Source organism: Bradyrhizobium erythrophlei (genome assembly GCF_900129505.1).
Taxonomy (GTDB): Bacteria; Pseudomonadota; Alphaproteobacteria; order Rhizobiales; family Xanthobacteraceae; genus Bradyrhizobium; species Bradyrhizobium erythrophlei_D.
The window spans coordinates 8,318,675-8,345,669 of the sequence record NZ_LT670818.1 but is presented as its reverse complement, the minus strand read 5'-3'; the positions used below and the strand labels follow the sequence as shown (position 1 = coordinate 8,345,669).

Here is a 26,995-nt window from a genome sequence, read left to right as displayed (position 1 = left end):
GATGAACCCAGTGGCCGCATCGCGTGTATTGGTCGACGAAGATCGCCATGTTTCGTCGACATCGGTTGCCGATGCGGTCGCTGCCGTCGCGCGCAAGGACCTTGCGCCGCTGGCGGCCGACATCGACAGCGGCAAGATTTATCCGGCCGAATTGCTGCGGCGTTTCGGCGATGCCGGCGCCTGGGGCAGCCACCGGCCGAACAATATTGGCGCGGCCGATCTGCGCTGCGCCATCCAGTCGATGGCGGCGATCGGCGAGGTCTGCGGCGCCACCGCCTTCATGGCGTGGTGCCAGGATACGCTCGCCTGGTACGCTTTCAATTCCGACAATCCGGCGCTCGCGCGGTTCACGGACGACGTCGTGGCGGGGAAAACTCTCGGCGGCACCGGGCTTTCCAACCCAATGAAGAGCTTCTTCGGCATCGAGAAGCTGAAACTCAGGGGCCGCAAGGTCGACGGCGGCTACGTCGTGCGCGGCGCGCTGCCCTGGGTATCGAACCTCGGTCCCGACCATTTCTTCGGCACCATTTTCGAGGTCGAGGACAAGCCCGGCGAGATCGTGATGTTTCTCGCCGATTGTTCCGATCCCGGCATTACGCTGCAGCCGTGCAAGCCGTTCCTGGCGATGGATGGCACCGGCACCTATGGCGTGCAGTTCCGCGATGTGTTCGTTCCCCGCGCTCTGATCCTGGCGGAAGCCGCCGGTTCGTTCGTGAAGAAGATCCGCGCCGGTTTTATCCTGCTGCAGGCCGGCATGGCGATCGGCCTGATCCGAGATTGCATCGCGATCATGAAGGAAGTCGGCGGCTCGCTTGGCCACGTCAACCGCTTCCTGCCGCAACAGCCGACCGACTTCCTCGAGGTGCTTTCCGATCTCGAAGGCGAGACCATGCAGCTGGCGCGCGATCCCTTCAACGCGGACGATGGCTATTGGCGCGCGGTCGTCGCGCTTCGCCTGCAGGCCGGAGATGCCAGCGTCGCAGCCGCGCACGCGGCGATGCTTCATTGCGGCGCGCGCGGCTATCTGATGAGCCATCGCGCGCAGAGAAGACTGCGCGAGGCCTATTTCGTCGCGATCGTCACGCCGGCGACCAAGCAGCTTCGGAAGATGCTGGCAGATATGTGAGTTTTAGACGGACCCCGGATCCACCCTAACCTTCAACCACAACAGGAGAGGCCTGACATGACGGACGTTCTGATTTCTGCCGGCGAACTCGCCGAACTCAAGTCGAAAGAACCCTGCGTGATCATCGACACGCGAAATCCCGATGCCTATGCCGCCGGGCATCTCCCGAATGCGGTCAATGTGCACGAGATCTTCACCTATCTCGCCACCTCGACGCCGGAGGGCATGCAGGAGCTGAAGACGAAATTCGCCGACGCGTTCGGCAAGGCCGGGCTGTCGGGCAACGAGACCGCCGTCATTTACGAGCAGTCGATGAATTCCGGCTTCGGCCAGTCCTGCCGCGGCTATTATCTCCTGGCCATGCTCGGCTATCCCAAGGTCAAGGTGCTGCATGGCGGCTTCGATGCCTGGGCCGCCGCGGGCCTGCCGGTCACAACCGACGTGCCGAAACCGGCGCCGGCGTCGTTTGCGATCATCCCCGAAGCCGGCGACATCCTGATCGACGCCAAGACCATGCTGGCGGCAGTCGGAAAGCCCGGCATCGCGCTGCTCGACGTGCGCGACGTCGATGAGTGGATCGGCGAAAGCTCTTCGCCCTACGGCAAGGATTTCTGCCCGCGCAAGGGCCGCATCCCCGGCGCCGTCTGGCTGGAATGGTACCGCATGATGAAGCCGACCGGCGAAGGGCCGCGCTTCAAGTCGAAGGACGAGATTTTGGCGGAATGCGCCACCGTCGGCATTACCGAGAACACCCCGGTCTATCTCTATTGCTTCAAGGGCGCGCGGGCATCCAACACCTTCCTCGCCCTCAAGAACGCCGGCGTGAAGGATGTGCGGATGTATTTCGGATCCTGGAACGAGTGGTCGCGCGATCCGTCGTTGCCGATCGAGGAAGGCCTGCCCACGGACGTCAGGCTGACCGAAAAAGCGGCATAGAAAGTGCATGTTTTTTCACCGCCTGGCCGCGCTCGTGCGGCCGGGCGGTGATCCGCTGAAGCCTGTTTCGGCGCACATATAAGGACTGGGGCATGTCCACCTTCGACGATCCCTTTGACGCCGACCGCGGGCTGTCGCGAGCGGGCTGCGCTTGCGGCCGGCATCGCTCTGCAGAAGAACATGACCGCGCGGCGCCGCAAATGCGCTGCGAGCCGGCGCCCTCGGAGGAAGAGCGTTACGAGGGCGTGGTGGCATCCGCGGTGATGCGCGCGATGTTTCCGCAGGATGTCGCCCGCCGGGCGTTCCTGAAATCAGTCGGTGCTTCGACCGCACTCGCTGCCATTTCGCAGTTCTTCCCGATCAAGACCGCGACCGAGGCCTTTGCCGACGCGGGCACGCCGGAGAAGAAAGACTTAAAAGTCGGCTTCATTCCGATCACCTGCGCGACGCCGATCATCATGGCCGCACCGCTCGGCTTCTACAGCAAGTACGGCCTCAACGTCGAGGTGGTGAAGACCGCCGGCTGGGCGGTGATCCGCGACAAGACGCTGAACAAAGAATACGACGCGGCGCACATGCTGGCGCCGATGCCGCTGGCGATTTCGCTCGGTCTCGGCGCGAATGCGGTCCCGTTCACGGTGCCTGCGATCGAGAACATCAACGGGCAGGGCATCACGCTCGCGATCAAGCACAAGGACAAGCGCGACCCGAAGGACTGGAAGGGCATGAAGTTCGCCATTCCCTTCGACTACTCGATGCACAATTACTTGCTGCGCTATTATCTCGCGGAAAACGGCCTTGATCCCGACACCGATGTGCAGCTGCGATCGGTGCCGCCGCCGGAAATGGTCGCCAACCTTCGCGCCGAGAACATCGATGGTTTCCTCGCGCCCGACAATATCTGCCAGCGCGCGATCTATGACGGCGTCGGCTTCATGCACATGCTGTCGAAGGAAATCTGGGACGGCCATCCCTGCTGCAGCTTTGCCGCGAGCCGGGAATTCATCACGACCTCGCCGAAGAGCTTTGCCGCGCTGACCAGGGCGATCGTCGACGCCACCGCCTACGCCTCGAAAGCCGAGCATCGCAAGGAGATCGCGGAAGCCATCGCGCCCGCGAACTATATCAACGCGCCGGTCACCGTGCTGGAACAGGTGCTGACCGGCACCTATGCCGACGGTCTCGGCGGCGTGAAGACCGACGCCAAGCGCGTCGACTTCGATCCATTCCCCTGGCAGTCCTTCGCGGTCTGGATGCTCACGCAGATGAAGCGCTGGGGCCAGATCAAGGGCGATGTCGATTACAAGGGCGTCGCCGAACAGGTCTATCTCGCCACCGACACCGCCAAGGTGATGGCGGAGATGGGGCTGGCGCCACCGGCGACGGCCTACAAGTCGTTCTCGGTAATGGGCAAGATCTTCGACCCGGCGAAGCCCGAGGACTACGTCAACAGCTTCAAGATCAGGAAGGCATCGTGAGGGGTGAGGCGGCGCCACATGTACACCCGTCGTCCCGGCGAAAGCCGCGACCCATGACAACCGGCATTGTTTGATGAAGAAGGTCTCTCCCACTTTGCCGAACGAAACTTCACGGCGTATGGGTCCCGGCTTTCGCCGGGACGACTCGCTGAGGGGCCGCATCTCATGACCGCCTCGCTGCGCTTTCGTGCGGCGATCGTTTCGGTCGCGCTGTTTTTGGCCTTCATCGGCGTCTGGCATCTTGCCACGCGCGGCACCGGCGCCACCGCCGTTATGAGCCCGGAATATGCCAGGCTGATGGGGCTGACCGCGACGCAAGGCAAGTCGGTGATGCCGGGCCCGCTCGATGTCGGCGCCAAATTGTGGGAGCACCTCAAGCGGCCGTTCTACGACAACGGGCCGAACGACAAGGGCCTCGGCATCCAGCTCGGCTATTCCATCGCGCGCGTGGGCGTGGGCTATCTGCTCGCCGTGCTGGTCGCGATCCCGCTCGGCTTCCTGATCGGGATGTCGCCCTTGATCAACAAGGCGCTCGATCCGTTTATCCAGATTCTGAAGCCGATCTCGCCGCTCGCCTGGATGCCGCTGGCGCTCTACACCATCAAGGATTCCGGCCTGTCGGCGATCTTTGTCATTTTCATCTGCTCGGTATGGCCGATGCTGCTCAACACCGCGTTCGGCGTAGCCGCCGTGCGCAAGGAATGGATCAACGTCGCCCGTACCCTCGAGGTCGGCACCATCAGGCGCGCTTTCACCGTGATCCTGCCGGCGGCAGCTCCGACGATCCTGACGGGCATGCGGATCTCGATCGGCATCGCCTGGCTCGTGATCGTCGCCGCCGAGATGCTGGTAGGCGGCACCGGCATCGGCTATTTCGTCTGGAATGAGTGGAACAACCTCTCGATCACCAACGTCATCATCGCCATCTTCCTGATCGGCCTCGTCGGCATGCTGCTGGACCAGATCCTCGCGCGGTTCACACGCATGGTCACGTTCCCGGAGTGATGGGATGACCGACAAATTCATCTCCATCGAGGGCATCGCAAAGCGCTATCCGGGCGCGGCTGGTGGCGAGATCGCCGTGTTCGAAAATCTCTGGCTGTCGATGCCGCGCGGCGAGTTCGGCTGCGTGATCGGCCACTCGGGCTGCGGCAAGACCACGGTGCTGAACATTCTCGCCGGCCTCGACCAGCCAAGCGAAGGCACGGTGATCGTGGACGGGCAGGCGATCGAGGGCACGAGCCTCGACCGCGCCGTGATCTTCCAGAGCCATGCGCTGCTGCCGTGGCGCACCGTGCTCGGCAACGTCGCCTACGCCGTGACCTCGAAATGGCGCAACTGGGACCGCGCCAAGGTCAAGGCGCACGCGCAGACCTTCATCGATCTCGTGGGCCTCACCGGTGCCGAGCACAAGCGTCCGTCGGAATTGTCCGGCGGCATGAAACAGCGCGTCGGCATTGCGCGCGCGCTCTCGATCACGCCGAAAATCATGCTGATGGACGAGCCGTTCTCGGCGCTGGACGCGTTGACGCGCGGCACGCTGCAGGACGAGGTCCGGCGCATTTGCCTCGAAACCGGGCAGACCGCGTTCATGATCACCCATGACGTCGACGAGGCGATCTATCTCGCCGACAGGATCTTCCTGATGACCAACGGCCCCGGCGCGGTGCTGGCCGAAATCGTGGAAAATCCGCTGCCGAAGGATCGCGGCCGCAGCGATCTGCACCGGCACCCGCTGTACTACGCGCTACGCAACCACATCGTCGATTTCCTGGTCAGCCGCAGCAGGAATTTTGCGACCGAAATGCCCGGCCACGATCCGCGCCATGTGCCGATGGTGCGGATCGGCAAGCCGGAACTGGTCATTGCCTCGGGTTCCGAGGAAACAAAACAGACGTCACGGCCGGGCCTGCCCGCCTACGCGAAAGCTTCGGCGGACAAGCAGTCGAAGCCCGTCGAAGCCTCTGGCGTGGACAGGTCCCGGCCATCCACGTCTTCCTAGACTGACGATCAAGACATGGGATGCCCGGGACAAGCCCGGGCACGACGAATGCAAGGGAGACCACACATGAAGCGATCCGACCTCACCGAAAAGCTGCTCGATATCAAGCGCGAGAAGGGCTGGAGCTGGAAGCATATCTGCGAAAAGATCGGCGGCTATTCGGAGGTGCTGATCGTCGGCGCCATCCTCGGCCAGATGAAGCTGACCAAGCCGCAGGCCGCGAACGCCGGCGAGCTGTTCGGGCTGTCAAAATCCGAGACCGCGATGCTCAACGAGGTGCCGATGCGCGGCATGCCGATGCCGCCGACCGACCCCCTGATTTACCGCTTCTACGAACTGGTGATGGTCAATGGTCCTGCCTGGAAGGCGCTGATCGAGGAGGAATATGGCGACGGCATCATGTCGGCAATCGATTTCGACATGGTGATGGAGCGCTTGCCCAATCCGAAGGGTGACCGCGTCAAGATCACGATGTCGGGCAAATTCCTGCCGTACAAATATTACGGCGCCAGCGGCAACGTGCCGGAATACGGCTTCAAGGAGGGGTGAGGACCAAGACGCGAGTGGCGAATGGAGTTTTCCCTATTCGCCATTCGCCACCCACTATTCGCCCCTTACTTCCCCGCCTTCACCTCGGCGACGGCCTGCGCGGTCAGTTGCTCCATCTTCGCCTGCAGTTCGCGCTCGGCGATGGTGATGCCCTTGGCTTTGAGGTCGCTCATGACCTTGCCGACCACGTTGGCGTCGCCGGCTTCCTGGAACTCGGCGGCGATCACGTCCTTGGCATAGGTATTGGCGGCTTCCCCTGACAGGCCCAGCTTCTCCGCCACCCACAGGCCGAGGAGCTTGTTGCGGCGGGCTTCGGCCTTGAACTTCTGCTCCTCGTCGAGGGCGAACTTCCTCTCGAAACCTTCCTCGCGCTTGTCGAATGTGGTCATTTCCTGGGTTCCGATCCCTAGAGCCGAAAATGGTGATGACCGCCTCGTTGCGGCAGCCTGCCTGGGCGCTTAGATAACGGGATGAAATGGTTAAAACAACGGCCTCGAAGCCGCAGGCAGCACGGTAAAACTCAGCTCGAGGAGGACCGGATCGATTGTGCTGGGTAGACCAATCAGATAGGTTGGATTCCAGGCTCGGTTCTCGTTCTGTTTCCTGTCCCAGGCCTTCACGGCAGCTCCGTCGTGGGTCGCAATCCCTAGGTCATCCGGAGCACCCAAATTCATGGATTTCAACAACACACGGTACATCCCAATGAGCCGTCGGCGCCGCATTTATGAAGGCAAGGCCAAGGTCCTCTATGAAGGTCCGGAGCCTGGTACACTAATTCAGCACTTCAAGGACGATGCGACCGCGTTCAATGCCAAGAAACACCAGGTGATCGAGGGCAAGGGCGTCCTCAACAACCGGATTTCGGAGTACCTGTTTCAGCACCTCAACGATATCGGGGTGCCCACCCATTTCATCCGCCGGCTCAACATGCGCGAACAGCTGATTCGCGAGGTCGAGATCGTGCCGCTGGAGGTGGTGGTGCGGAACGTGGCGGCGGGCTCGCTGTCGCAGCGCCTGGGGATCGAGGAAGGCACCCAACTTCCGCGTTCGATCATCGAATTCTATTACAAAAACGATCAGCTCAACGATCCCATGGTGTCGGAAGAGCACATCACCGCCTTCGGCTGGGCGACGCCGCAGGAAATCGACGACATCATGGCGCTGGCGATTCGCGTCAACGACTTCCTCACTGGTTTGTTTTTGGGCATCGGCATTCGCCTGGTCGATTTCAAGATGGAATGCGGGCGCCTGTTCGAGAACGAGATGATGCGAATCATCGTCGCCGACGAGATATCCCCCGATTCCTGCCGGCTGTGGGACATCAAGTCGAACGAGAAGCTCGACAAGGACCGTTTCCGCAGGGATCTAGGGGGCCTCCTGGAGGCCTATACCGAGGTCGCAAAGCGGTTGGGCATCCTGATGGAGAACGAACGGCCGGCGGGCTCCGGCCCGGTGCTGGTCAAGAGCTGAGGCAGGACGTGAAAGCGCGCGTTACCGTTACACTGAAGTCGGGCATTCTCGATCCGCAGGGCAAGGCCATCGAGGGCGCGCTGAAATCGCTCGGGGTCGATGGCGTCGCCAGCGTCCGCCAGGGCAAGGTGTTCGACATCGAGCTTTCGGGCTCCGACAAGGCCAAGGCGGAGGCGGCGCTGAAAGCCGCCGCCGACAAGCTGCTGGCGAACACAGTGATCGAGAATTATGCTATTGAGGTGAAAGCTTAAGGACGGACGAAGATGGCCGACTCGACGGCGGATCTTATGTCTGAGGTGCTGAAATCGGTCCAGGCGCGGCTGGCGCAGGTCGATGGCAAGCTCGACGAGCTCAGGCAGGAGATGCAGGCATCGCGGACGTCTCAGAACGGCCTTCGGCAGGAAATCACGAGCGTCTTCCAGGAAATTTCAGGCATCCACGCGACGCTGGTTCGGCATGAGGGGAAGTTGGACCGGATCGAGCGGCGTCTTGAACTGAGCGACACACCCACCTTATGAAATCAGCCATTCTTGTCTTTCCCGGAATCAATCGCGAGCGCGACATGGCGCGCGCGCTCAAGCTCGCCTCGGGCCACGAAGCGGCGATGGTCTGGCATGCCGAGACCGCGCTGCCCAGGGGTACCGACCTCGTGGTGGTGCCCGGCGGATTTTCCTACGGCGATTATTTGCGCTGCGGGGCGATCGCCGCCCGCGCGCCGGTGATGGACGCGGTGCGGGCGTTCGCGGCCGATGGTGGTCTCGTGCTCGGCGTCTGCAACGGATTTCAAATCCTGTGCGAGGCGGGGCTGTTGCCCGGTGTGCTCATGCGCAATGCGCGGCTGAAATTCATCTGCCATGACGTGCATCTGCGGGTCGAACGCTCGGATACGCCGTTCACGCGCGGCTACAATGCCGGCCAGGTCATTCGGGTGCCGATCGCCCATGGCGAGGGCAATTACGAGGCCGACGAAGAGACGCTGAAGCAGCTCGAAGGCGACGGCAGGGTGCTCTACCGCTACTGCTCGCCCGACGGCGTGGTCGACGCCGCCGCCAACATCAACGGCGCCGCGCATTCGATTGCCGGCATCGTCAACAGCACCGGCAACGTGCTCGGCATGATGCCGCATCCGGAAAACCATGTCGAAGACATCATGGGCTGCACCGACGGTCGCGGCCTGTTCGCCGGCCTCGTGGCGCATCTGGAACGCGCGGCGTAAGCCGTCGAACAGCTTCTGCGGCGCTTGACATCAGCGCATCGGCTTCAACTCTTCCTGATACAAGGGTGCGCCGATCCCCGGTTCCTCGGACGGCCCGCCAGTCACTCCCCAGCTCGGATATTCGTAATAGCTCGCCTTGATCTTTTCAGGCGCGACCTCGAGAACCGCGAAGGCATGATTATAGAAGCTCTGCAAGCCGGTTTTGTAGTCCGACAGCTTCAGGAGCGGCATATTCTTGATGAATTTTGCGGGTGGATTGTTGATCGCATAGGGATTTGCACTTTGCGTTTCCTCATAGGCGCTGCAGCCGATTAGCCGACCTTTCTTGAGTGGCGGGTCGCCCTTCTGAATCGCCAGGTCGTTTTGAAATAAAATAAAATTGTGTTCGTGTCCCCAGTACCAGGCCGCGATGCGATCGAAATATTGTTTGAACGTCGCGTAGAGATTCTCGTTGAGATAGGGCCGCTGACCGCCGTTCAGTTTTTCCTTCGCCGAGATGAGCTGGTGGTGTGACAGCAAAATTGTCGTTCCCTTGAATGTTTCCAGCTTGTCGCGATGCCAGGCGCCTTCATGGACCTGAAGTATCGGCGCCTGTTGTTCGACCGGATTGCGATCGCCATAGCCGGTGTCCATGCCGAGGAATTGCCATCTATCGTCTTCAGTACGCAGGCAGAAATAGCTGGCCTGCTGGGTACAGCCGGCAATGCCGGAATTGACTTTGCCGATCGTGCGATAGAAGCCAGCGCCTCCCGAGTAATAATCGTGGTTTCCGGGAATGGTGAAGAACGCCGGCCGCTTTTCCGGCTTCACATCAGCCATGATCGCGTCCAGCACATCCAGGACATTCGCGGTGCACTCCTCCACCGTGCCGGAATAGTAGACGTCGCCGAGATGAATGATGACGTCGGGCTTGAATTGCTTGAGCGCCTGGCGGAGCAGCGCGGCATTATCGGGCATATGCGTGCCCCAATCGCCGATCATCAGGACGCGGCTGTTCTTCGGCAGAAGATAGTCGATGACGCCGAAATTGATGTCCGCCGGCGCATGCGCCTGCCAGTCGTTGTAGCTCGGGGGCAGGTGCGCGAGTACGTAATACTTCATGTAATACCAGCCGCACTGAACCCAGCCTTGGATATCCCAGCTGCTGTATTTCATCACGAAATCATGCAGCTCCGAGAACAGCCCGGGAGCAGCCGCGTCGTTTTTCTGATGCGCTTGAAGCGCATCAAACGTGCCCTTGGAAGCTTCGGCGATCTTGGCGGGCGGGCCCACCTTCGACTGGCCAGCGCCTTGCGGCAGCGCTGCTGTTACGACAGGGGGCTTGCCGGTTTGCTCGGATTGCGCGTGCAGGGACACGCCGTATTCGGCCTGGTTCTTGTCGCTATCCGAAAGATCGCCACGGTTGATGAGCGTCTGCCGAACCGCCGATTGCCACAACGACATGTTACGATCACGGACGGGTTGTTGCACGCGCATGGGACCCCCCTCGAGTTCCAAGTCCGAAACGGATTGGAAACTCTACATGGGTCGTGGCCGGATTTGCAACGAAGGGTGGCGATGGGAGCTACGAGACGGTTTCCAGCCTCTGCGATGGGCGGAGCGGCCACCTTGGGGCCCGGAAGTGAGGTCGAGGCCCTATCTGGCGTCGTTGCTCGGGACCGGCAGCGAGCGCCGCTGCACCCGCTTGATAGTGCCGGAAAACGTGAACAGCGGGCGTTCAGCGGATTTCAGCATCCCGCGCAAAAAGATCATCGAACTTCCCGCGCGGGTGATTTCGCCTGTGCCTTCGACCAGCTCGCCCTCGCGCGCGGCGTCGAGGAATTCGCAGCCGAAGGAGACCGTCACCGCCGGTCCCTGCAGCACTGGGCCTGCGATCGCGAACAGGCAGTAATCCGCAAACGACATGAAGGCGCCGCCATGGACGTTGCTGGCGCCGTTGAGATGTTTCTTTTCGACTCGGAAGGCGCAGCGGATTTGGCCGTCTTCCTCCATGCGGTGGTAGAACGGACCGTTATGGGTCTCGAAATTGTCCCGGCTCCAGGTGCGCCAGCCGGCGAATTCGCCTGATGTTTCGACGTGCAGATCGGGGCGGCGGTGGAATGCGGTTTTGGTCAGGTCGTCCAAGCGATTGGCCCCTTTATTTCAGCAATTGAAGTCTTAAATCCGATCCACACCCGATGTGCAAACCCTCACGGCCGCATGGCGCGCCCGCAAAGCTCTGGACAGGGTGGAATTGCGCCATAAAAGGCCTTTTCCACCCCTCCCGATCTCCCTAATAAGGCCTCATGAACCAGCCGCAGATCACCCCCGAACTCGTCGCCAGCCACGGCCTGAAGCCGGATGAATATGAGCGCATCCTGAAGCTGATCGGCCGGGTGCCGAGCTTCACCGAACTCGGGATTTTCTCGGCGATGTGGAACGAGCACTGCTCGTACAAGTCGTCGCGGCTGCATCTCAAGGGGCTGCCGACCAAGGCGCCCTGGGTGATCCAGGGGCCGGGCGAGAATGCCGGGGTCATCGACATCGGCGACGGCCAGGCGGTGGTGTTCAAGATGGAGAGTCACAACCATCCGAGCTACATCGAGCCCTATCAGGGCGCGACCACCGGGGTCGGCGGCATTTTGCGCGATGTGTTCACGATGGGCGCGCGGCCGATCGCCTGCCTCAACGCGCTCTCCTTCGGCGCGCCGGAACATCCCAAGACGAGGCATCTGGTCTCCGGCGTGGTCGCCGGCGTCGGCGGCTACGGCAATTCGTTCGGCGTGCCCACGGTGGGCGGGCAGGTGCGTTTCCACACCCGCTATGACGGCAACATCCTGGTCAACGCGATGGCGGTCGGCCTCGCCGAAACCACCAAGATTTTCTACGCAGCCGCCTCCGGCGTGAACATGCCGATCGTCTATCTCGGCTCCAAGACCGGCCGTGACGGCATTCACGGCGCCTCGATGGCCTCGGCGGAGTTCGACGACGATTCGGCCGAGAAGCGCCCGACCGTGCAGGTCGGGGATCCCTTCGCGGAAAAACTGCTGTTAGAGGCCTGCCTCGAAATCATGGAAGCCGATTGCGTGATCGCGATCCAGGACATGGGCGCGGCGGGCCTCACCTGTTCGGCGGTCGAGATGGGCGCCAAAGGCGATCTCGGCGTCGATCTCGATCTCGACGCGGTGCCGACCCGCGAAACCGGCATGAGCGCCTATGAGATGATGCTCTCGGAAAGCCAGGAGCGCATGCTCATGGTGCTCAAACCCGAGAAGGAAAAAGAGGCGGAAGCAATCTTCCGCAAATGGGGGCTGGATTTCGCGGTCGTCGGCTACACCACGCCGAGCAAACGCTTCGTGGTCAAGCATGGCGGCGACGTGATGGCCGACCTGCCGATCAAGGAATTGGGCGACGAAGCGCCGCTCTACGACCGGCCGCATGTGGCCTCGCCGCCGCTACCGGTGATCCACGCGCGCGACGTCGCGGCGCCAATGACTGTTTCGGCGGCGCTGGAAGAACTGATCGCCACGCCCGAACTGTGCTCGAAACGCTGGGTGTGGGAGCAATACGACCACGTCATTCTCGGCAATACCGTGCAGCGTCCGGGCGGCGACGCCGCCGTGGTGCGGGTGCAGGAGGGGCCGAAGGGGCTGGCGCTGACGGTCGACGTGACCCCGCGTTATTGCGAGGCCGATCCGTATCAGGGCGGCATGCAGGCGGTGGCGGAGGCCTGGCGCAACATCACCGCCGTCGGCGGCCGGCCGCTCGCCATCACCGACAATCTCAATTTCGGCAATCCGGAACGTCCCGAAATCATGGGCCAGTTCGTCGGCTGCCTGAAGGGCATTTCGGAAGCCTGCCGCGCGCTCGACTTCCCCGTCGTGTCCGGCAACGTCTCGCTCTACAACGAGACCAATGGTCGCGGCATCCTGCCGACGCCCTCGATCGGCGGCGTCGGCCTGCTCGACGATTTTACCAAATCCGCGACGCTGGCCTTCAAGTCGGAGGGTGAGGCGATCCTTCTGATCGGCGAAACCCATGGCTGGCTCGGCCAATCGGTTTACCTGCGTGACGTCTGCGGCCGCGAAGAGGGCGCGCCGCCGCCGGTCGATCTGGCCGCCGAGAAGCGCAATGGCGACGTGGTGCGCGGGATGATCCATGCCGGCACCGCGACCGCGGTGCATGATCTCTCCGACGGCGGACTTCTGATCGCGCTGGCCGAGATGGGAATAGCAAGCGGCATCGGCGCGCAGCTGTTGGCGGCGCCGGCCTCCATCGTGCCGCATGCCTGGTGGTTCGGCGAGGACCAGGCACGCTACATCGTCACGGTGCGCGCGGAAGACGCCGGCCTCGTGCTGGCGAAGATGAAAGGCTGCGAAGTGCCGTGCGTGCGGATCGGCACCACCGGCGGCGATACGATCGCGATACCAGGCGAAGCGCCGGTCTCGATCGCATCGCTGAAAGCCGGCTTCGAGGGCTGGTTTCCGGCCTACATGAACCGCAGCGTGGGCTGAGACGTCCCTTCGCCAGCCGCCTTGTTGGCTCGAATCCTTGCATTTACCCGTTCTTACGGAGTTTTCCGTACCGTTGCCCGCAATCGCGGTATTTCCGCCATTGTCGGGTTATCAAATGCTGAAGATTTATACTTGCATTGCCACCGCGCACGATTTGAGGCTTGTCGGTCTCGCGGCGCTGGTGTGCGTCCTGGCCTCATTTGCAGCGATCAATTTGCTTCGCCACGCCCGCAAATTTCGCGGTCACATGCGAAACGTGTGGCTAACCGTATCCGCCATATCCACCGGTTTCGGTATTTGGGCGACGCACTTCATCGCCATGCTTGCGTTCACACCAGGAATTCCCAGTGGTTACAATATTCTATTAACCGTCTTGTCCTTAATCGCGGCGATCCTGCTAACCGGCGCCGGGCTCGCCGTATCGCTCACTCCGAACTGGCGCCATGGGCCGTGGGTCGGCGGCGCCATCGTTGCCGGCGGCATTGCGGCGATGCACTACACAGGAATGGCTGCGTTTGAAATCGCGGGCATCATCTTGTGGGACCCTGTGCTCGTTACGGCATCGATCGCGCTGGGTGCGGTAATCGGCGCGGTGGCCCTTCCTGTCGGTCTTCATGGCAAGAAGCTTAAATGGAGGATCGGCGGAGCCCTGTTGCTGACGCTCGCAATCTGCAGCCACCACTTCACCGCGATGGGCGCCGTTTCGATCATTCCCGATCCTGCCATCGAGGTTTCGCCATCGGCGCTGCCAGCCGGATGGCTTGCGGCGGGAGTTGCGATCGCGAGCCTCGCTATTCTCGGATTGGCGTTTGCAGGTGTAGTACTCGACATCCGCGATCATCGGCGCTCGGAACTGGAAGTCGAGCGGATGCGCGATCTCGCGAATGCATCCGTCGAGGGGCTCCTGGTCTGCGACGGAGAGGTGATCGTCTCTATCAACACAAGTTTTGCATCTCTGGCTGGCTTATCGGCTGCCAACCTTGTCGGGGCAAAGCTCGAGCGCTGTTTTCCGAACCCGGTTGCTCGCGCTGAACTGCTGTCGGGATCCAGCGAACCCGTCGAAACGGAACTGCGCCATCTCGATGGCTTGATGACGCCAGTCGAGTTGATCCTCCGGCCGATCATTTTTGCTGGACGGCCTCACCATGTTGTCGCTGTTCGCGATCTGCAATCACGAAAGGAGGCCGAGAAACACATACGCTATCTCGCACATCACGACGCACTGACCTCGCTTCCTAATCGCAGTCATTTTAACGCGAGGCTCGACCAGGAACTTGCCCTGACCAATGGAAATAGTTTCGCTGTGCTGTGCCTCGACCTCGACCGGTTCAAGGAAGTCAACGATCTATTCGGCCACGCCGCAGGCGACGTTGTATTGCAGACGGTGGCTTCGCGCGTTAAGGCACTGCTCAGCGGGCGTCAGATGATGGCGCGCCTGGGCGGCGACGAATTCGCCGTTCTGATGCCCGGAATAACCAATCCGGGCGCCGCAGGCCGGCTTGCCGAAAGTATCCTTGAGGCGCTGCGCGCGACAAGCAAAACGCCGGAAGCCAACAGCATCTCGACGAGCATCGGCATAGCCCTTTATCCTGACGATGCGACGGATAGTCAGTCACTTCTCACGCACGCGGATACGGCTCTTTATCGGGCCAAAAGCGAGGGCCGCAATACCTATCGTTTCTTCGAGGCAGAGATGGGGGCCGAAGTTCGCGAACGCCGGATGCTCGAACATGATCTGCGACACGCGATAGCGCGCGACGAGTTGCGGCTGGTGTACCAACCCCAGAAGGAAATTCGGAGCGGGACCACTATCGGGTTCGAAGCCCTCCTGCGCTGGAAGCACCCGACACGCGGTGATGTTTCTCCCGTCGTTTTCATCCCGATTGCCGAGGAAAGCGGCGCGATCATGGAGATCGGGGATTGGGTATTGAAGACGGCTTGCCGCGAAGCCGCGACATGGACGCGACCGTTGATGATAGCCGTCAACGTTTCGGTAGCGCAACTTTACAACGACAGTTTTGTCGCAGAATTGCACCAAATCCTGCTCGAAACGGGCCTTCCGCCACGTCGTTTGGAGATCGAGATCACCGAGACCGCGCTGGTTCGTGATTTCAACCGGGCGCTGACTACATTGCGGCAAATCAAGGCGCTCGGTATTCGCATCGCCATGGACGATTTCGGCACCGGCTATTCCTCGCTATCGAATTTGCGCGCTTTTCCGTTCGACAAGATCAAGATCGATGGCTCATTTATCAAGTCGGTTAATTCCAACGGACAGGCCGCAACCATTGTACGGGCAGTATTGGGGCTTGGCCGGGGCCTTGGCTTGCCCGTGCTCGCCGAGGGCGTCGAGACCGATGCTGAATTACAATTCCTGCGGGAGGAACTTTGCGACGAGGTGCAGGGATATCTGTTAGGACGACCGGCTGCGATCAGCAGCTTCCGTCGCTTTACGGACGCGGATATCAGTTCAGACGTGAGCGACGACGTTTCCCTGTCGCATGCAAGAAGCGCCTGAGACCGAAACCCCGGAACCGTCCTCACTTTCCTGGTGGAAACCGGCGCATCTCGCAGATTGGCCGAATGCGACTGCGCTGTACTCAACCGGGCAGGGAAACCAAAGCAGTTTTAACTACGACGGCTAGCTAGAGCACCCGCGTCACGCCCGGGATTCTTCGCAACGCCGCGGTGGCCGCCCAGCTCAATACGACCGTCAGCACGAACGCCACCACCGCCTTGACGATTGCGGGCAGGTCGAAATCGAACAGCCAGTATTGCAGCCAGAGCACGATCGGGTAGTGCACCAGGAACATGCCGTAGGCATCCGGCTGCATCGGATCGAGGATGCTGAAGCCCGATCGCTTGAACCTCAGGAAATAAGCCAGGATCGCGAACAGGATGGCGGCGCTAAAGGCCACGAAGAACAGGCTGTAGACCGCCTCGTACCAATGCGGCAAGGTGCCGGGATTGCCCAGTATTTCGCGCTTGATGGCGATCAGCCCCCACAGCAGGCAATAGGGAACCAGGGTTGCGATTGCCCAGCCCCAGCCGCTCTTGGCCAGCCTCCCGTCCGCGCCCAACAGGCCGCGGTCAAAATTCGCCGCGCCGACGCCGGCTCCGATGAAGAAGTAGGCGGCGTAGAGCAGCACGCGGCTCGACTGCACCGAGAACGGTCCGAATTCGAACCAGTGGTTCGGCGTGTAATAGACCCGTGCCGGGATATAGACGACGGCGGTGACCGCCAGCATGAACAAAAAGAAATCGAGCGGCCGCTCGTGAGCGCGCAGTGACAGCCGGTTGATCGGATCGACCAGCCCGGGCGAGAGCCGGTACAACAGGCTTGCGGTCAGGTCGAAGGCCAGCAACACCCAGACGAACCAGATCGGGCCGCTCGGCCACGGGCCGACCGTGATGGTCTTCCACCAGAAATCTGAAAAACTGATCTCGGGATCCAGACGCAGCGAAAGGGCGTAGTAGGCGACCGGTATGACCGTGAGGGCGCAGATCGCGAAGGGCAGGCCGAGCCGAAGCAGGCGATCGCGAACAAAGACATGTGGCGCCTTGTGGCGGAGACTCGGCCATACGAACAACCCCGACAGAAAAAAGAACATCGCCATGAAGAAGCTGTCGGTGGCCAGCACCACGCCATCGAAACCGATCCAGGACTTGGGATCGGTATGGCCGAAATAGGTGTAGGGAATGACGGCATGGTGGATCAGCACCACCAGCGTCAGGAAGGTGCGCGCGCGATCGAGCGCGAAGTTGCGCGTGCGGGCCGTTGGCGCCGCCTGAGCGTCCGCAACGGCCGCTGAGTGGGAGAGGGTCGTCATGAGCGCGTCCCCGGCAGGGTATCCTTTTCGGGCGATGTTGCCGCCGGGAACTCGATTCAGCAAGGTCAATTATCACGCCTTGAGTCCGGCGGGACGGCTCCCGTCGTCCGCTGCTCCAAGGGAACCAGTTTCATGGTCCGAAGTTAGATCAGGCATTTCAAGAGGCGCCCTCCGCTTCGGTGGAGCGCAGGGTGAAGGGATGTGCCATGACAATTCTGAAATGGGCGCTGATCTTTTTCCTGATATCGATTGTCGCCGGCATCCTTGGCTTCACCGGGATATCCGCGGCATCGGCAGATGTCGCGCGCTTCCTGTTTTACGTCTTCGTCGTGATCTTCCTGGTGCTCTTGATCCTGGGGCTCACGATCTTCAGGGTTTAGGAGGGCTAACAGACACACACTCTCTCAAGACACACACTCTCTCAAGACTGTGAGGAGCCACGGATCGCACGAATGCACGCCCGATGGCAGAGTCCTGGATGAGGAATAGAGCTTCGGTCATTCCGGGATGGTGCGCCAGCACCAGACCTCAGATGCGCAATTGCACATCCAAGGTTCGATGCTTCGCATCACCACGGAATGACAGGCGTAAAATTACGCCACTTCCTCGATCTTGACCTTGTCGGGATAGAACGCCAGATGCCCGGCGATTTCGGTCATCGCCGGGAAGGGCGTCTCATAGGTCCAGATCGCATTCTCCAGCGTCTTGCCGTCGGCCTTGATGCTGAAATAGCTCGCATCTCCCTTGTAGGGGCAGTGCGTTACCCGCTCGGTACGCGCCAATAGCTCCATATTGGCGTCCTGGCGCGGCACATATTGCACCGCCGGGTAGCTTGCTTCCTTCAGCGTCAAGGCGTGGCTGGTGTCGGCGATCACCACGCCGCCGGCGGAGATGCGGACGCGCTTGGGGTTTGCCGTAATCGTGATCGGGTGGTCGGGACCGGGGAGTTTCATGGTCAGCCCTTTTTTGGTCAGCCCGTTGTGATCGGGGGGCGATCCGGGCGGCTTTGCAATCATTGGATCGGGAATATAGTGCATGGGAGCGTGACGTAGAAGGGCGGCCGCGCTAAGTTCCGGTACGCCAGCGACCGTCAGCGGCCGCGATTCGAACCGAGGGAATGGAGACTGACTGGGATGCCGATGGATGCCCGCGATATCGAATCGATGATCAAGGCGGCAATTCCCGACGCCGAGGTGACGATCCGGGATCTCGCCGGTGACGGTGACCATTATGCGGCGACCGTGATCTCGGAGTCGTTCCGCGGCAAGTCCCGGGTCCAGCAGCACCAGATCGTCTACCGGTCGCTGCAGGGCCAGATGGGCGGCGTGCTGCATGCCCTGGCGCTGCAGACCGGGGTACCTGGCGGCCCCGGCGTTCCGGAGGGTTGATTCAGCCCGGCGGGGACAGGGGGCGTCATGGCGGGGGACAATGAACGCGGCGCGCTGTTTCGCCCGATCGTGCCGAACCAGCATAGCCGCGTCACCTACGCCGAGTTGTTCTTTGATCTGGTGTTCGTATTCGCGGTCACGCAGATCTCCCACACCTTGCTCGGCCGCTTCACCCCGCTCGGCGCCTTGCAGACAACCATGCTGTTCCTGGCCGTCTGGTGGGTGTGGGTCTACACCTCCTGGATCACCAACTGGCTCAATCCCGAAACGACGCCGGTCCGGATACTGCTGTTCCTGCTGATGCTCGGCGGGCTCGTGCTCTCGACCTCGATTCCAAAGGCCTTTGAATCGCGAGGCCTCTGGTTCGCCATCGCCTACGCCGCGATGCAAGTCGGCAAGACGGTCTTTCTGTGGCTCTCGACGCCGCCTGGCCGAGCCCTGACGCGGATGAATGCGGTCCGGATCACGGCCTGGCTTTCGGTGTCGGCGGTGTTCTGGATCGCGGGCGGTTTTGCCGAAGGGTATTCGCGGCTAGTGTTTTGGGCGGTGGCGCTGACAATCGAATACATCTCGCCGGCGGTGCGGTTCTGGATTCCGAAATACGGCGCCTCCGCGATGGCGGACTGGGTGGTCGAGGGCGGCCACATGGCCGAACGCTGCGCCGGCTTCATCATCATCGCGCTCGGCGAATCCATCGTCGTTACCGGTGCGACCTTTGCCGATCTGCGCTGGACCCTCGCAACCGTCAGTGCGTTTGCCTCGGCCTTCATCGGCGCGATCGCGATGTGGTGGATCTATTTCCACAAGGGCGCGGAAGCCGGCTCCGAGCAGATTTCAAAGTCGAGCGAGCCCGGGCGGCTGGCGCGGCTCGCCTATACCTACCTGCATATGCCCATCGTGGCCGGCATCATTCTCTCGGCGGTCGCCGACGATCTCGTGCTGACCCACCCGGCGGAGCATTCCGATTCCAGGACGGTGCTGAGCGCGGTCGGTGGCCCCTTGTTGTTTCTGGTCGGGACCATCCTGTTCAAGCATACCTTTCGGGGCTTTCTGCAGCTTTCCCATGGCGCCGGTATCATTGCACTTGCGATCCTCGCCTGGTTTGCAGGCAGCTTGTCGCCTTTGATGCTGTCGATAGTAACGTCCGCGATCATGGTCGTGGTCGCGGTGTGGGAGTCGGTCTCGCTGCGATCGGGTGCCGCCGAGCCGAAGTCTGAAGCCGCTCAGTCCGACGCCACCAGCGCGTGAACAGAGAACATGCCGGCGGCATCGGTCCAGGTGGCCCGCGGCGTCCAGCCCGAGCCGCGCGCCAGCGCCGCGAAGCGCTCGAGGCTGTATTTGTAGCTGCTTTCGGTGTGGATGCTTTCGCCGGCACGGAACGAAAAGCTTCGCCCCAGCACGCGCACCGTCTGCGCCTTGCGGCCGATCAGATGCATCTCGATGCGGTGGCGGTCGCGGTTGTAGATCGCGCGATGGGTGAAGGCGCTGAGGTCGAAATTGCCGCCAAGCTCGCGGTTGATGCGATGCAGCACATTGAGGTTAAAGCGCGCGGTGACGCCGGCCTTGTCGTTATAGGCGTCGTACAGCACGCGCTCGTCCTTTTCGAGATCGACGCCGATTACCATTTGCGCGCCGTGCCCGAGAATCTCGCGGGCGCTCCGCAGGAAGCTGCAGGCTTCATGCGGCTCGAAATTGCCAAGCGTCGACCCCGGGAAAAAGCCGACCTTCGGCATCCCGGCGACCGCTTCGGGCAAGGCGAACGGGGCGGTAAAATCCGCCGCGACCGGATGAATGGCGAGGTCGGGAAGATCCTGCCGCAGGGCGTCGGCCTGTGCTTTGAGGAAATCGCCCGAGATGTCTACGGGCACGTAGGCGCCGAGCGCGCATTGGTTCAGCAGCAGCCGCACTTTTGTCGTCGCGCCGGCGCCGAACTCGACCAGCGCCGCGCCCTTGGGAAGGATCGCCGATATCGCGCCGCCGCGGTCGTGCAGGATCGAAAGCTCGGTGCGGGTCGGATAATATTCCGGCAACAGCGTGATCTGTTCGAACAGTTCCGAGCCGGCGGCGTCATAGAAATATTTCGGCGACAACCGTTTCGGGTGTTGCGACAGGCCGTCCAGCACATCGTCGGCAAATGGCGAGGTCTGCTGGTCGAAGCGCTGCGCTTCGGCCAAAGCGGGGGCGTGCACATTCATGATACTCTCCAGAACGCGCGCTCCGGCGCGATTGAATTCAAATGATCAGGTGGCGTAGTCGGCGAGGCGTAGTCCCGTGAATTGCCAGCGATGATGCGGATAAAAGAAGTTGCGGTAGGTGATACGGCTGTGTCCGCCCGGGGTTGCAAGCGAAGAGCCCCGCAGCACCAGCTGATTGACCATGAACTTGCCGTTGTATTCGCCGAGCGCCCCCTCGATTGCCCGGTAGCCCGGGTAGGGTGAATAGGCGCTGCGGGTCCATTGCCAGACGATACCGAAGGCGTCGTTGAGCTGGCCGGCCCGTGCGGCGACTTCCCATTCCGTCTCGGTCGGCAAATGCTTGCCGCTCCAGCGCGCGAACGCGTCCGCCTCGTAGTAACTGACATGGCAGACCGGCGCTGCAGCGTCGACCGGCTGCAATCCGGCCAATGTCATGACGTGCCATTGGCCGTCGATCTCGCGCCAATGTCCGGGCGCGCGCCAGCCTTCATTGCTGACGGTGGCAAAACCGTCCATCAGCCAGAGCGTCGCGGTGTCGTAGCCGCCGTCCTTCATGAAGGCGAGCCATTCGGCGTTGGTGACGAGGTTGCGTGCGAGTTTCACCGGACCGACCAGCGCGCGGTGCGCCGGTTTTTCATTGTCAAAATGAAAGCTGTCGTCAGGGTGCCCGACGGTATGGATACCCTCATTGAGGCTGACCCATTCGTCGCCGCCGCGGGTCGAAGCCGGGAATTTCCACGCCGCATCGTAGGCCGGCGGAATCGGGTTTTGCGCAAACGCATGCAGGATGTCGGTCAACATCAGTTCCTGGTGCTGCTGCTCGTGATTGAGGCCGACTTCGACCAAAGGCACCAGGGGGGCGAGCGCGTCCTCGCTGGCCTCGTGAAAGAATTTCACCACGGCGGCGTCGACATGCCGGCGGTAGGCCGTGATCTCGTCCGCGCCGGGACGGGTGAGGTGGCCACGCTGGTGCCGGGCGTGGCGCGGGCCCGCGCTGACATAATAGGAATTGAACAGATAGGCGTAATCGGGGTGGAACGGCTTGTAGCCCTTGCCATACTCGCCGAGCAGGAATTGCTCGAAGAACCAGGTGGTATGGGCACGGTGCCATTTCGCCGGGCTGGCGTCCGGCATCGACTGAATCAGCTGATCTTCCGGGGTCAGCGGGGCGGCCCGGCGCTCAGTCTCGTTTCGCACCGTAAGGTACGCTTCCACCAAATCCTGGGCGAGGCTGCCGGACTCGGAGAATAATGACGGGCAGGGGGCGGCTGGAACGGCCGCAGCGGATGCTGGTTTCGTCACTGGTATCTCCGGTTGGGGAGAGAACGTTGCTCTGGCCGACGGGTTCCCCAAGATCAGTCTGTCCTAGATAGGGGCTCCCGTCCGGGATAAAAGCCTCTCCCCGGCGATGATATGGGGGTCATCAGGCAATGGCTGGCCTTGGGGAAAGTCCTGGGATATCCGGCCGGAAAAGGCCCCGCATGGCAGCTCCTCGCCATTTTACTTTGGATGCACAACGGTTTGGGATACATATATGGCAGTACCGGGATTGATCGGCTGACGCCGGCCCGAAAAGGCCATGCTGCAGGGGGCAGAGCCCCAGAGGAAGCAAATATGAGCATCGAGCAATTTATTGACAATGAAGTGAAGTCCAACGACGTCGTGCTTTTCATGAAGGGCACGCCGCAGTTTCCGCAGTGCGGTTTCTCCGGGCAGGTGGTGCAGATCCTCGATCACGTCGGGGTCGGCTATAAGGGCCTGAACGTTCTGGAGTCCGCGGATCTGCGCAACGGCATCAAGACCTACTCCAACTGGCCGACCATTCCGCAGCTCTACGTCAAGGGCGAGTTCGTCGGCGGCTGCGACATCATCCGCGAAATGTTTCAGGCCGGCGAATTGCAGCAGCTGTTCGCCGACAAGGGCGTTACGGTCAGCGCTCCCGCTGCCTGAATTTGGCGGGGCGCCAGATCGGTTCGGCGCGGCTGGAAGTGGTCGTCGCCGACATCACGACACTGCGCGTTGACGCCATCGTCAACGCCGCGAATTCTTCCCTGCTCGGCGGGGGCGGCGTGGACGGCGCGATCCATCGCGCGGCCGGGCCGGAGCTTGCCGCCGAGTGTCGCACGCTCCATGGCTGCGAGACCGGCGGCGCCAAGATCACTTTGGGCTACCGATTGCCGGCGCGGCATGTGATTCACGCGGTCGGCCCGGTCTGGCATGACGGCAATGAGGGCGAAGACCAGGCGCTGGCGTCGTGTTACCGCAGTGCGATCGAACTGTGCCGGTCCAACGGCCTCGCATCGGTTGCCTTTCCCGCCATCTCCACTGGCATTTACCGTTTTCCCGCCGATCGCGCGGCGCGAATCGCGGTCTCGGCCGTGATCGAGGCGCTGCAGGCGGCGCCCGCGATCGGCCATGTCATCTTCTGCTGCTTTTCCGGCGAGAGCGCCCGACTGCACGAAGTGGCGCTGGCCGCCTCCGACCGCCCTTGTGCCGACTGATGCGCGACCGCTACAATTCCGCCGAATTCCGGGGAGGGATCTGATGAATTTGCGTCAATTACTTCGTGCGCTGGCATGCGGTGCGCTGATGCTGGGGGCAATGCCGGCGGCCCGCGCCGAAGGCACTTTCGAGATTCCCGCCGGCGCCCATTTCAACCAGGACAAGCTTGCCAAGGTCGGCGAGTTCTTCAGGAACGAGATCGCGACCGGCAAAATTCCCGGTGCGATCGTCCTGATCGAGCAGCACCGCAAGCCGGTCTATCATGAATCCTTCGGCGTGCAGGACGTTGTCTCCAAGCAGCCGATCACTGACCAGACCATCTTCCGCCTGTTTTCGATGACCAAGGCGATCACTGCAGTTGTGTCGATGATGCTGGTCGAGGACGGCACGATCAAGCTCGACGATCCCGTCTCGAAATACATTCCCTCCTTCGCCAACGCGAAAGTTGGTGTGGAAAGGAAGGCCGAGGACGGCACCAAGACGCTCGAACTGGTGCCGCCGAACCGGCCGATGACCGTTCTCGACCTAATGCGTCATACCTCCGGCATTACCTACGGCTTCTATGGCGACAGTCTGGTACGCAAGGCTTACGCGGCCGCAAATCTCTATGCGGGCGATTTCGACCTTGCCGAATTCGCCGAGCGGATAGCCAAGCTGCCGCTGCATGACCAGCCGGGATCGCTATGGCAATACGGTCATTCTACCGACATCCTGGCACGGGTGATGGAGGTTGCATCGGGGAAATCTCTCTTTGCGATCGAGAAGGAAAAGCTGCTCGATCCACTCGGCATGAAGGATACAGGCTTCTTCATTACCGATCCGGAAAAGCAGAAACTGATGGCACAGCCGATGCCGAACGACAGCGATTTCCGGGTCGGCCGCATCAACGATCCGAGGGTCGTCAAGAAATGGGAATCGGCGAGCGGCGGCATGTACTCGACCATGGCGGACTATGCGCGCTTTGTGCAGATGCTGCTCGATGGCGGCAAGTTCGAGGGCAGGACCTATCTCAGTCCCAAGACCTTCGAGCTGATGACGACGGACCAGGTCGGCAAGGGCTCCGGCGTGGCGCGGGATTATTACTATTTCCCCGGCGACGGCTTCGGCTTCGGGCTTGGTCTTGCGGTGCGTACCGATCCCGGCAACGCCAAGCCGCCACCGCCGGGTGACCTCGGCGAACTGAAATGGGACGGCGCGTCGGGCTGCTATTTCGTGGTCGACCGCAAGCAGGATATGTTCTTCGTGCTGCTGGAGCAGACGCCGAGCGAACGGCAGCGCATCCAGCGCACCCTCAAGCAGCTGATCTATGAAGCGCTGGAGAACTGACGCTCGCGCGGTCGGCGGCCTTGTTGCCGCGCTGGCGGTTGCTGCTGCCACCGGCTGGCCGCTTCCGGTGCTTGCCGAATCCGCGGCGCCGATCGCGGGGAGTTTTTCGCGCGAAGGCCTCGATCGCGTCTCGGATTATATCCGCAACGAGATCGCGACCGGGAAAATCCCCGGCGCGATCCTTCTGATCCAGCAGCACGGCAAGCCGGTGTATTCGGAGAATTTCGGCGTCCGCGATGTTGCGACCAAACTGCCGATGAGCGCGGATACGATCTTTCGCCTCTATTCGATGTCGAAGCCGATCACCTCGGTTGCCGCCATGATGCTGGTCGAGGACGGCAAGCTGAAACTCGACGATCCCGTTTCGAAATTCATCCCGGCCTTTGCGGAAACAAAAGTCGGCGTCGAGAAACGCGGCGACGACGGCAGACCGACGCTGGTGCAGGAGCCGCTCCGCCGTCCGATCACGATCGAGGATCTGCTGCGCCATACATCGGGTCTTACTTACGGCTTCAATGGCGGCAATCTCGTGCGCAAGTTTTATGCCGAGGCTGACCTCTTCAGTGGGGATCTGACCAATGCCGAATTTGCGGAGCGAATTGCAGCGCTGCCGTTGGCCGAGCAGCCGGGCACGCAGTGGGATTACGGCCATTCGACCGACGTGCTCGGACGCGTGATCGAGGTGGTGTCGGGAAAAACCTTGTTCCAGTTCGAGAAGGAACGGCTGCTCGATCCGCTTGGAATGGGCGAGACCGAATTCTACGTCAGTGACGAGGCAAAACGACCGCGCATCGCCGAGCCGATGCCGGACGATCGCATGATCAGTCCGACCACCGCGCTCCGCGATCCGCTCCAGCCGCGAAGAGCGGAGCCCGGTGGATCAGGGCTGGTCGGAACAGTCGGCGACTACGCGCGCTTCGCACAGATGCTGCTCAATGGGGGCATCTTCGAGGGCCGGCGCTACCTCAAGCCCGAGACCGTCGCGCTGATGGCGTCGGACCATATCGGGCCCGAAACAGGAATCGGGCGCGACTATGCCTATTACCCCGGCGCGACCAGCGGTTTCGGCCTCGGCTTCGCGGTGCGGACATCGGTACCGCCGAACACCTCATGGCCGCTGGGCGAATACCGCTGGGACGGCGTCGGCGGCACGTTCTTCTTCATCGACCCGAAGGACGACATGTTCGCGATCTTCATGGTGCAGACGCCGTCGCAGCGCGGTCGTATCCAGCTTGCATTGAAGACGCTGATCTATCAGGCGCTGGAGAAGGATTGAGTGCGGCCCGGCAACCTCTACGTCCCCCGCACGATCTCCCGCACCAGTCCGACCGTCTCCTCGATCATGGCGGCCGCCACGTCGAGATGGGTGCAGGCCCTGATCCGGCCGTCCATCATCGCCAGCAGCACGCCACGCTCGCGCAGGGCCTTCACCATGTCATCGCCGCTGACGCCGGCGCCATCGGGCTTGAAGAATACGAGGTTGGTTTCGGGCTCCTGCACCTCCACTCCCCTGATCTGCGAAAGCCCCCGCGCCAGCGCGCGTGCGTTGGCGTGGTCCTCCGCGAGGCGATCGACGTGGTGGTCGAGGGCGTAGGTGCAGGCGGCGGCACAGATTCCGGCCTGGCGCATCGAGCCGCCCAGCCGCTGCTTCCAGCGCCAGACCTCGTCGATGAAATCCCTGCTGCCGGCGATTGCCGCGCCGACCGGCGCGCCCAGGCCTTTTGAAAAGTCGATCCAGGCGGAATCCCACCCCGCTGCCATGTCGCGCGCGGCTATCCCGGTGGCGACACAAGCATTGAGCAGCCGCGCGCCGTCCATGTGGGTGGCAAGCCCGTTGGCCCTGGCGATGTGCACGACCTGGTCGAGCGCTGCTTTTTTCCAGATCGTTCCACCGCCGATATTGGCGGTCTGTTCGACGCTGACCACCGTCTGCGGCGGCTGATAGCGGCTGCGCGGGTGAAGTGCCGCGCGAAACGCGTCGGGCGAAAATTGTCCGTCGGCGCCTTGCAGCGGCGTGATCTGGAATCCGCCCAGCGCGGCATGCGCGCCGCCTTCGCGGGCGATGATGTGGGCGGTCTCATGCGCCAGGATCTCATCGCCGCGCCGGCAATGCACCAGCGTCGCCGCGACGTTGCACATGGTGCCCGACGGCATGAACACCGCGGCCTCCTTGCCGAGCAGATCGGCGACCCGCTCGCACAAGAGATTGACCGACGGATCGTCGCCGATCTGCTCGTCGCCGACCTCGGCGCGCGCAATCGCCTCGCGCATCGCGGGGGTGGGGCGGGTTTGCGTATCCGACAACAGATTGATGCGGACCGGTGCCGCCTTGGGGTCGCGCAGGGGAGGGGTGTAGGTCATCGGTATCTCTTCGTCTGCCACGGGCCATGGCCGGGCTTGGCCCGGCTATCCAAGCCTTCTTTGCCAGAGACAACCATAGAGACGTGAATGCCCGGCACAAGGCCGGGCATGACGAGGCAAATC

At 62.1% G+C, this 26,995-nt stretch carries 26 protein-coding genes and 1 pseudogene; 19 read left to right on the top strand and 8 right to left on the bottom strand.

All coding sequences use genetic code 11. The annotated features are described in order from the left end of the window. Position 1: 1 nt before the first annotated feature. The 6 genes and pseudogenes from B5525_RS39460 to cynS all read left to right on the top strand — a co-directional run bounded on the left by B5525_RS39460 (position 2) and on the right by cynS (position 6,091). Positions 2-1,126, top strand: a complete 1,125-nt coding sequence (locus B5525_RS39460) for an acyl-CoA dehydrogenase family protein (RefSeq protein ID WP_079571580.1) — start codon at positions 2-4, stop codon at positions 1,124-1,126. A 57-nt stretch (positions 1,127-1,183) separates the two neighbouring features. Further along, a complete protein-coding gene (locus B5525_RS39455; protein WP_079571578.1) occupies positions 1,184-2,062 on the top strand; it encodes a sulfurtransferase in 879 nt (292 codons plus the stop codon). 92 nt (positions 2,063-2,154) lie between these two features. Then, complete coding sequence (locus B5525_RS39450) at positions 2,155-3,540, top strand: CmpA/NrtA family ABC transporter substrate-binding protein (protein ID WP_079571577.1); 1,386 nt, start codon at positions 2,155-2,157, stop codon at positions 3,538-3,540. Positions 3,541-3,705: 165 nt separating this feature from the next. Continuing rightward, positions 3,706-4,545 carry a nitrate ABC transporter permease gene (gene ntrB / locus B5525_RS39445; protein ID WP_079571575.1) on the top strand — a complete coding sequence of 280 codons (840 nt, stop codon included), beginning with the start codon at positions 3,706-3,708 and terminating at the stop codon, positions 4,543-4,545. Between the two features lie 4 nt (positions 4,546-4,549). Then, a pseudogene (locus B5525_RS39440) lies at positions 4,550-5,413 on the top strand (ABC transporter ATP-binding protein); the annotation flags it as partial. Between the two features lie 195 nt (positions 5,414-5,608). Then, positions 5,609-6,091 carry a cyanase gene (cynS, locus tag B5525_RS39435; RefSeq protein ID WP_079571572.1) on the top strand — a complete coding sequence of 161 codons (483 nt, stop codon included), beginning with the start codon at positions 5,609-5,611 and terminating at the stop codon, positions 6,089-6,091. A 65-nt stretch (positions 6,092-6,156) separates the two neighbouring features. On the opposite strand, the gene B5525_RS39430 is transcribed toward cynS, so the two are convergent. After that, a complete protein-coding gene (locus B5525_RS39430; protein WP_079571570.1) occupies positions 6,157-6,480 on the bottom strand; it encodes a DUF1476 domain-containing protein in 324 nt (107 codons plus the stop codon). Between the two features lie 313 nt (positions 6,481-6,793). On the opposite strand from B5525_RS39430, the gene purC reads away from it, so the two are divergent. Genes purC through purQ form a run of 4 tightly spaced genes read left to right on the top strand, consistent with a single transcriptional unit; the run spans position 6,794 to position 8,777 of the window. Beyond that, complete coding sequence (gene purC / locus B5525_RS39420) at positions 6,794-7,561, top strand: phosphoribosylaminoimidazolesuccinocarboxamide synthase (RefSeq protein WP_008974302.1); 768 nt, start codon at positions 6,794-6,796, stop codon at positions 7,559-7,561. An 8-nt stretch (positions 7,562-7,569) separates the two neighbouring features. After that, positions 7,570-7,812: a phosphoribosylformylglycinamidine synthase subunit PurS gene (gene purS / locus B5525_RS39415; RefSeq protein ID WP_079571567.1), complete on the top strand. Its 243-nt coding sequence runs from the start codon at positions 7,570-7,572 to the stop codon at positions 7,810-7,812. 12 nt (positions 7,813-7,824) lie between these two features. Beyond that, positions 7,825-8,079 carry a hypothetical protein gene (locus tag B5525_RS39410; RefSeq protein WP_079571565.1) on the top strand — a complete coding sequence of 85 codons (255 nt, stop codon included), beginning with the start codon at positions 7,825-7,827 and terminating at the stop codon, positions 8,077-8,079. Then, on the top strand, positions 8,076-8,777 hold the full coding sequence (gene purQ / locus B5525_RS39405; RefSeq protein WP_079571564.1) for a phosphoribosylformylglycinamidine synthase subunit PurQ: 702 nt from the start codon (positions 8,076-8,078) through the stop codon (positions 8,775-8,777). The genes B5525_RS39410 and purQ overlap by 4 nt, the downstream gene beginning before the upstream one ends. Before the next feature lie 30 nt (positions 8,778-8,807). On the opposite strand, the gene B5525_RS39400 is transcribed toward purQ, so the two are convergent. Then, positions 8,808-10,220 carry a metallophosphoesterase family protein gene (locus tag B5525_RS39400; protein ID WP_172900065.1) on the bottom strand — a complete coding sequence of 471 codons (1,413 nt, stop codon included), beginning with the start codon at positions 10,218-10,220 and terminating at the stop codon, positions 8,808-8,810. A gap of 192 nt (positions 10,221-10,412) precedes the next feature. After that, positions 10,413-10,901 carry a PaaI family thioesterase gene (locus B5525_RS39395; RefSeq protein WP_079571560.1) on the bottom strand — a complete coding sequence of 163 codons (489 nt, stop codon included), beginning with the start codon at positions 10,899-10,901 and terminating at the stop codon, positions 10,413-10,415. Between the two features lie 161 nt (positions 10,902-11,062). Between B5525_RS39395 and purL the strand changes: the two genes are divergently transcribed. Beyond that, complete coding sequence (gene purL / locus B5525_RS39390) at positions 11,063-13,270, top strand: phosphoribosylformylglycinamidine synthase subunit PurL (RefSeq protein WP_079571559.1); 2,208 nt, start codon at positions 11,063-11,065, stop codon at positions 13,268-13,270. 115 nt (positions 13,271-13,385) lie between these two features. Beyond that, complete coding sequence (locus B5525_RS39385; RefSeq protein ID WP_079571557.1) at positions 13,386-15,788, top strand: bifunctional diguanylate cyclase/phosphodiesterase; 2,403 nt, start codon at positions 13,386-13,388, stop codon at positions 15,786-15,788. Between the two features lie 127 nt (positions 15,789-15,915). Here the strand turns inward: B5525_RS39385 and B5525_RS39380 are convergent, their stop codons facing one another. Further along, the gene (locus tag B5525_RS39380; protein WP_079571556.1) at positions 15,916-17,100 is read right to left on the bottom strand and encodes an acyltransferase family protein; all 1,185 of its coding nucleotides are present in this window, start codon (positions 17,098-17,100) and stop codon (positions 15,916-15,918) included. Between the two features lie 206 nt (positions 17,101-17,306). On the opposite strand from B5525_RS39380, the gene B5525_RS39375 reads away from it, so the two are divergent. Next, entirely contained in the window at positions 17,307-17,480 is a 174-nt protein-coding gene (locus tag B5525_RS39375; protein ID WP_079571554.1) for a DUF1328 domain-containing protein, read from the top strand. A gap of 213 nt (positions 17,481-17,693) precedes the next feature. Here the strand turns inward: B5525_RS39375 and B5525_RS39370 are convergent, their stop codons facing one another. Further along, entirely contained in the window at positions 17,694-18,053 is a 360-nt protein-coding gene (locus tag B5525_RS39370; RefSeq protein ID WP_079574399.1) for a DUF427 domain-containing protein, read from the bottom strand. Between the two features lie 180 nt (positions 18,054-18,233). On the opposite strand from B5525_RS39370, the gene B5525_RS39365 reads away from it, so the two are divergent. Next, entirely contained in the window at positions 18,234-18,488 is a 255-nt protein-coding gene (locus B5525_RS39365; RefSeq protein ID WP_079571553.1) for a BolA family protein, read from the top strand. Between the two features lie 27 nt (positions 18,489-18,515). Further along, positions 18,516-19,736 carry a low temperature requirement protein A gene (locus tag B5525_RS39360; protein WP_079571551.1) on the top strand — a complete coding sequence of 407 codons (1,221 nt, stop codon included), beginning with the start codon at positions 18,516-18,518 and terminating at the stop codon, positions 19,734-19,736. Here the strand turns inward: B5525_RS39360 and egtD are convergent. Together egtD and egtB are read right to left on the bottom strand one after the other, a co-directional pair. Then, entirely contained in the window at positions 19,712-20,683 is a 972-nt protein-coding gene (gene egtD, locus B5525_RS39355) for an L-histidine N(alpha)-methyltransferase (RefSeq protein WP_079571550.1), read from the bottom strand. The genes B5525_RS39360 and egtD overlap by 25 nt on opposite strands. Positions 20,684-20,728: 45 nt before the next feature. Continuing rightward, complete coding sequence (egtB, locus tag B5525_RS39350; RefSeq protein WP_079571548.1) at positions 20,729-21,985, bottom strand: ergothioneine biosynthesis protein EgtB; 1,257 nt, start codon at positions 21,983-21,985, stop codon at positions 20,729-20,731. A gap of 312 nt (positions 21,986-22,297) precedes the next feature. Here egtB and grxD point away from each other — a divergent pair, with 312 nt between their 5' ends. From grxD to B5525_RS39330, 4 genes are read left to right on the top strand one after another with little or no spacing between them, the layout of a single operon-like run. Next, positions 22,298-22,633 carry a Grx4 family monothiol glutaredoxin gene (grxD, locus tag B5525_RS39345; RefSeq protein ID WP_079571547.1) on the top strand — a complete coding sequence of 112 codons (336 nt, stop codon included), beginning with the start codon at positions 22,298-22,300 and terminating at the stop codon, positions 22,631-22,633. A 2-nt stretch (positions 22,634-22,635) separates the two neighbouring features. Further along, positions 22,636-23,184 (top strand): O-acetyl-ADP-ribose deacetylase, encoded by a 549-nt coding sequence (locus B5525_RS39340; RefSeq protein WP_154073721.1) that lies wholly within the window; start codon positions 22,636-22,638, stop codon positions 23,182-23,184. Between the two features lie 43 nt (positions 23,185-23,227). Continuing rightward, positions 23,228-24,511 carry a serine hydrolase domain-containing protein gene (locus tag B5525_RS39335; RefSeq protein WP_079571544.1) on the top strand — a complete coding sequence of 428 codons (1,284 nt, stop codon included), beginning with the start codon at positions 23,228-23,230 and terminating at the stop codon, positions 24,509-24,511. After that, a complete protein-coding gene (locus B5525_RS39330; RefSeq protein WP_079571542.1) occupies positions 24,492-25,787 on the top strand; it encodes a serine hydrolase domain-containing protein in 1,296 nt (431 codons plus the stop codon). The genes B5525_RS39335 and B5525_RS39330 overlap by 20 nt, the downstream gene beginning before the upstream one ends. A gap of 17 nt (positions 25,788-25,804) precedes the next feature. On the opposite strand, the gene B5525_RS39325 is transcribed toward B5525_RS39330, so the two are convergent. Next, a complete protein-coding gene (locus tag B5525_RS39325) occupies positions 25,805-26,872 on the bottom strand; it encodes a threonine aldolase family protein (RefSeq protein ID WP_079571541.1) in 1,068 nt (355 codons plus the stop codon). Positions 26,873-26,995: the final 123 nt, after the last annotated feature.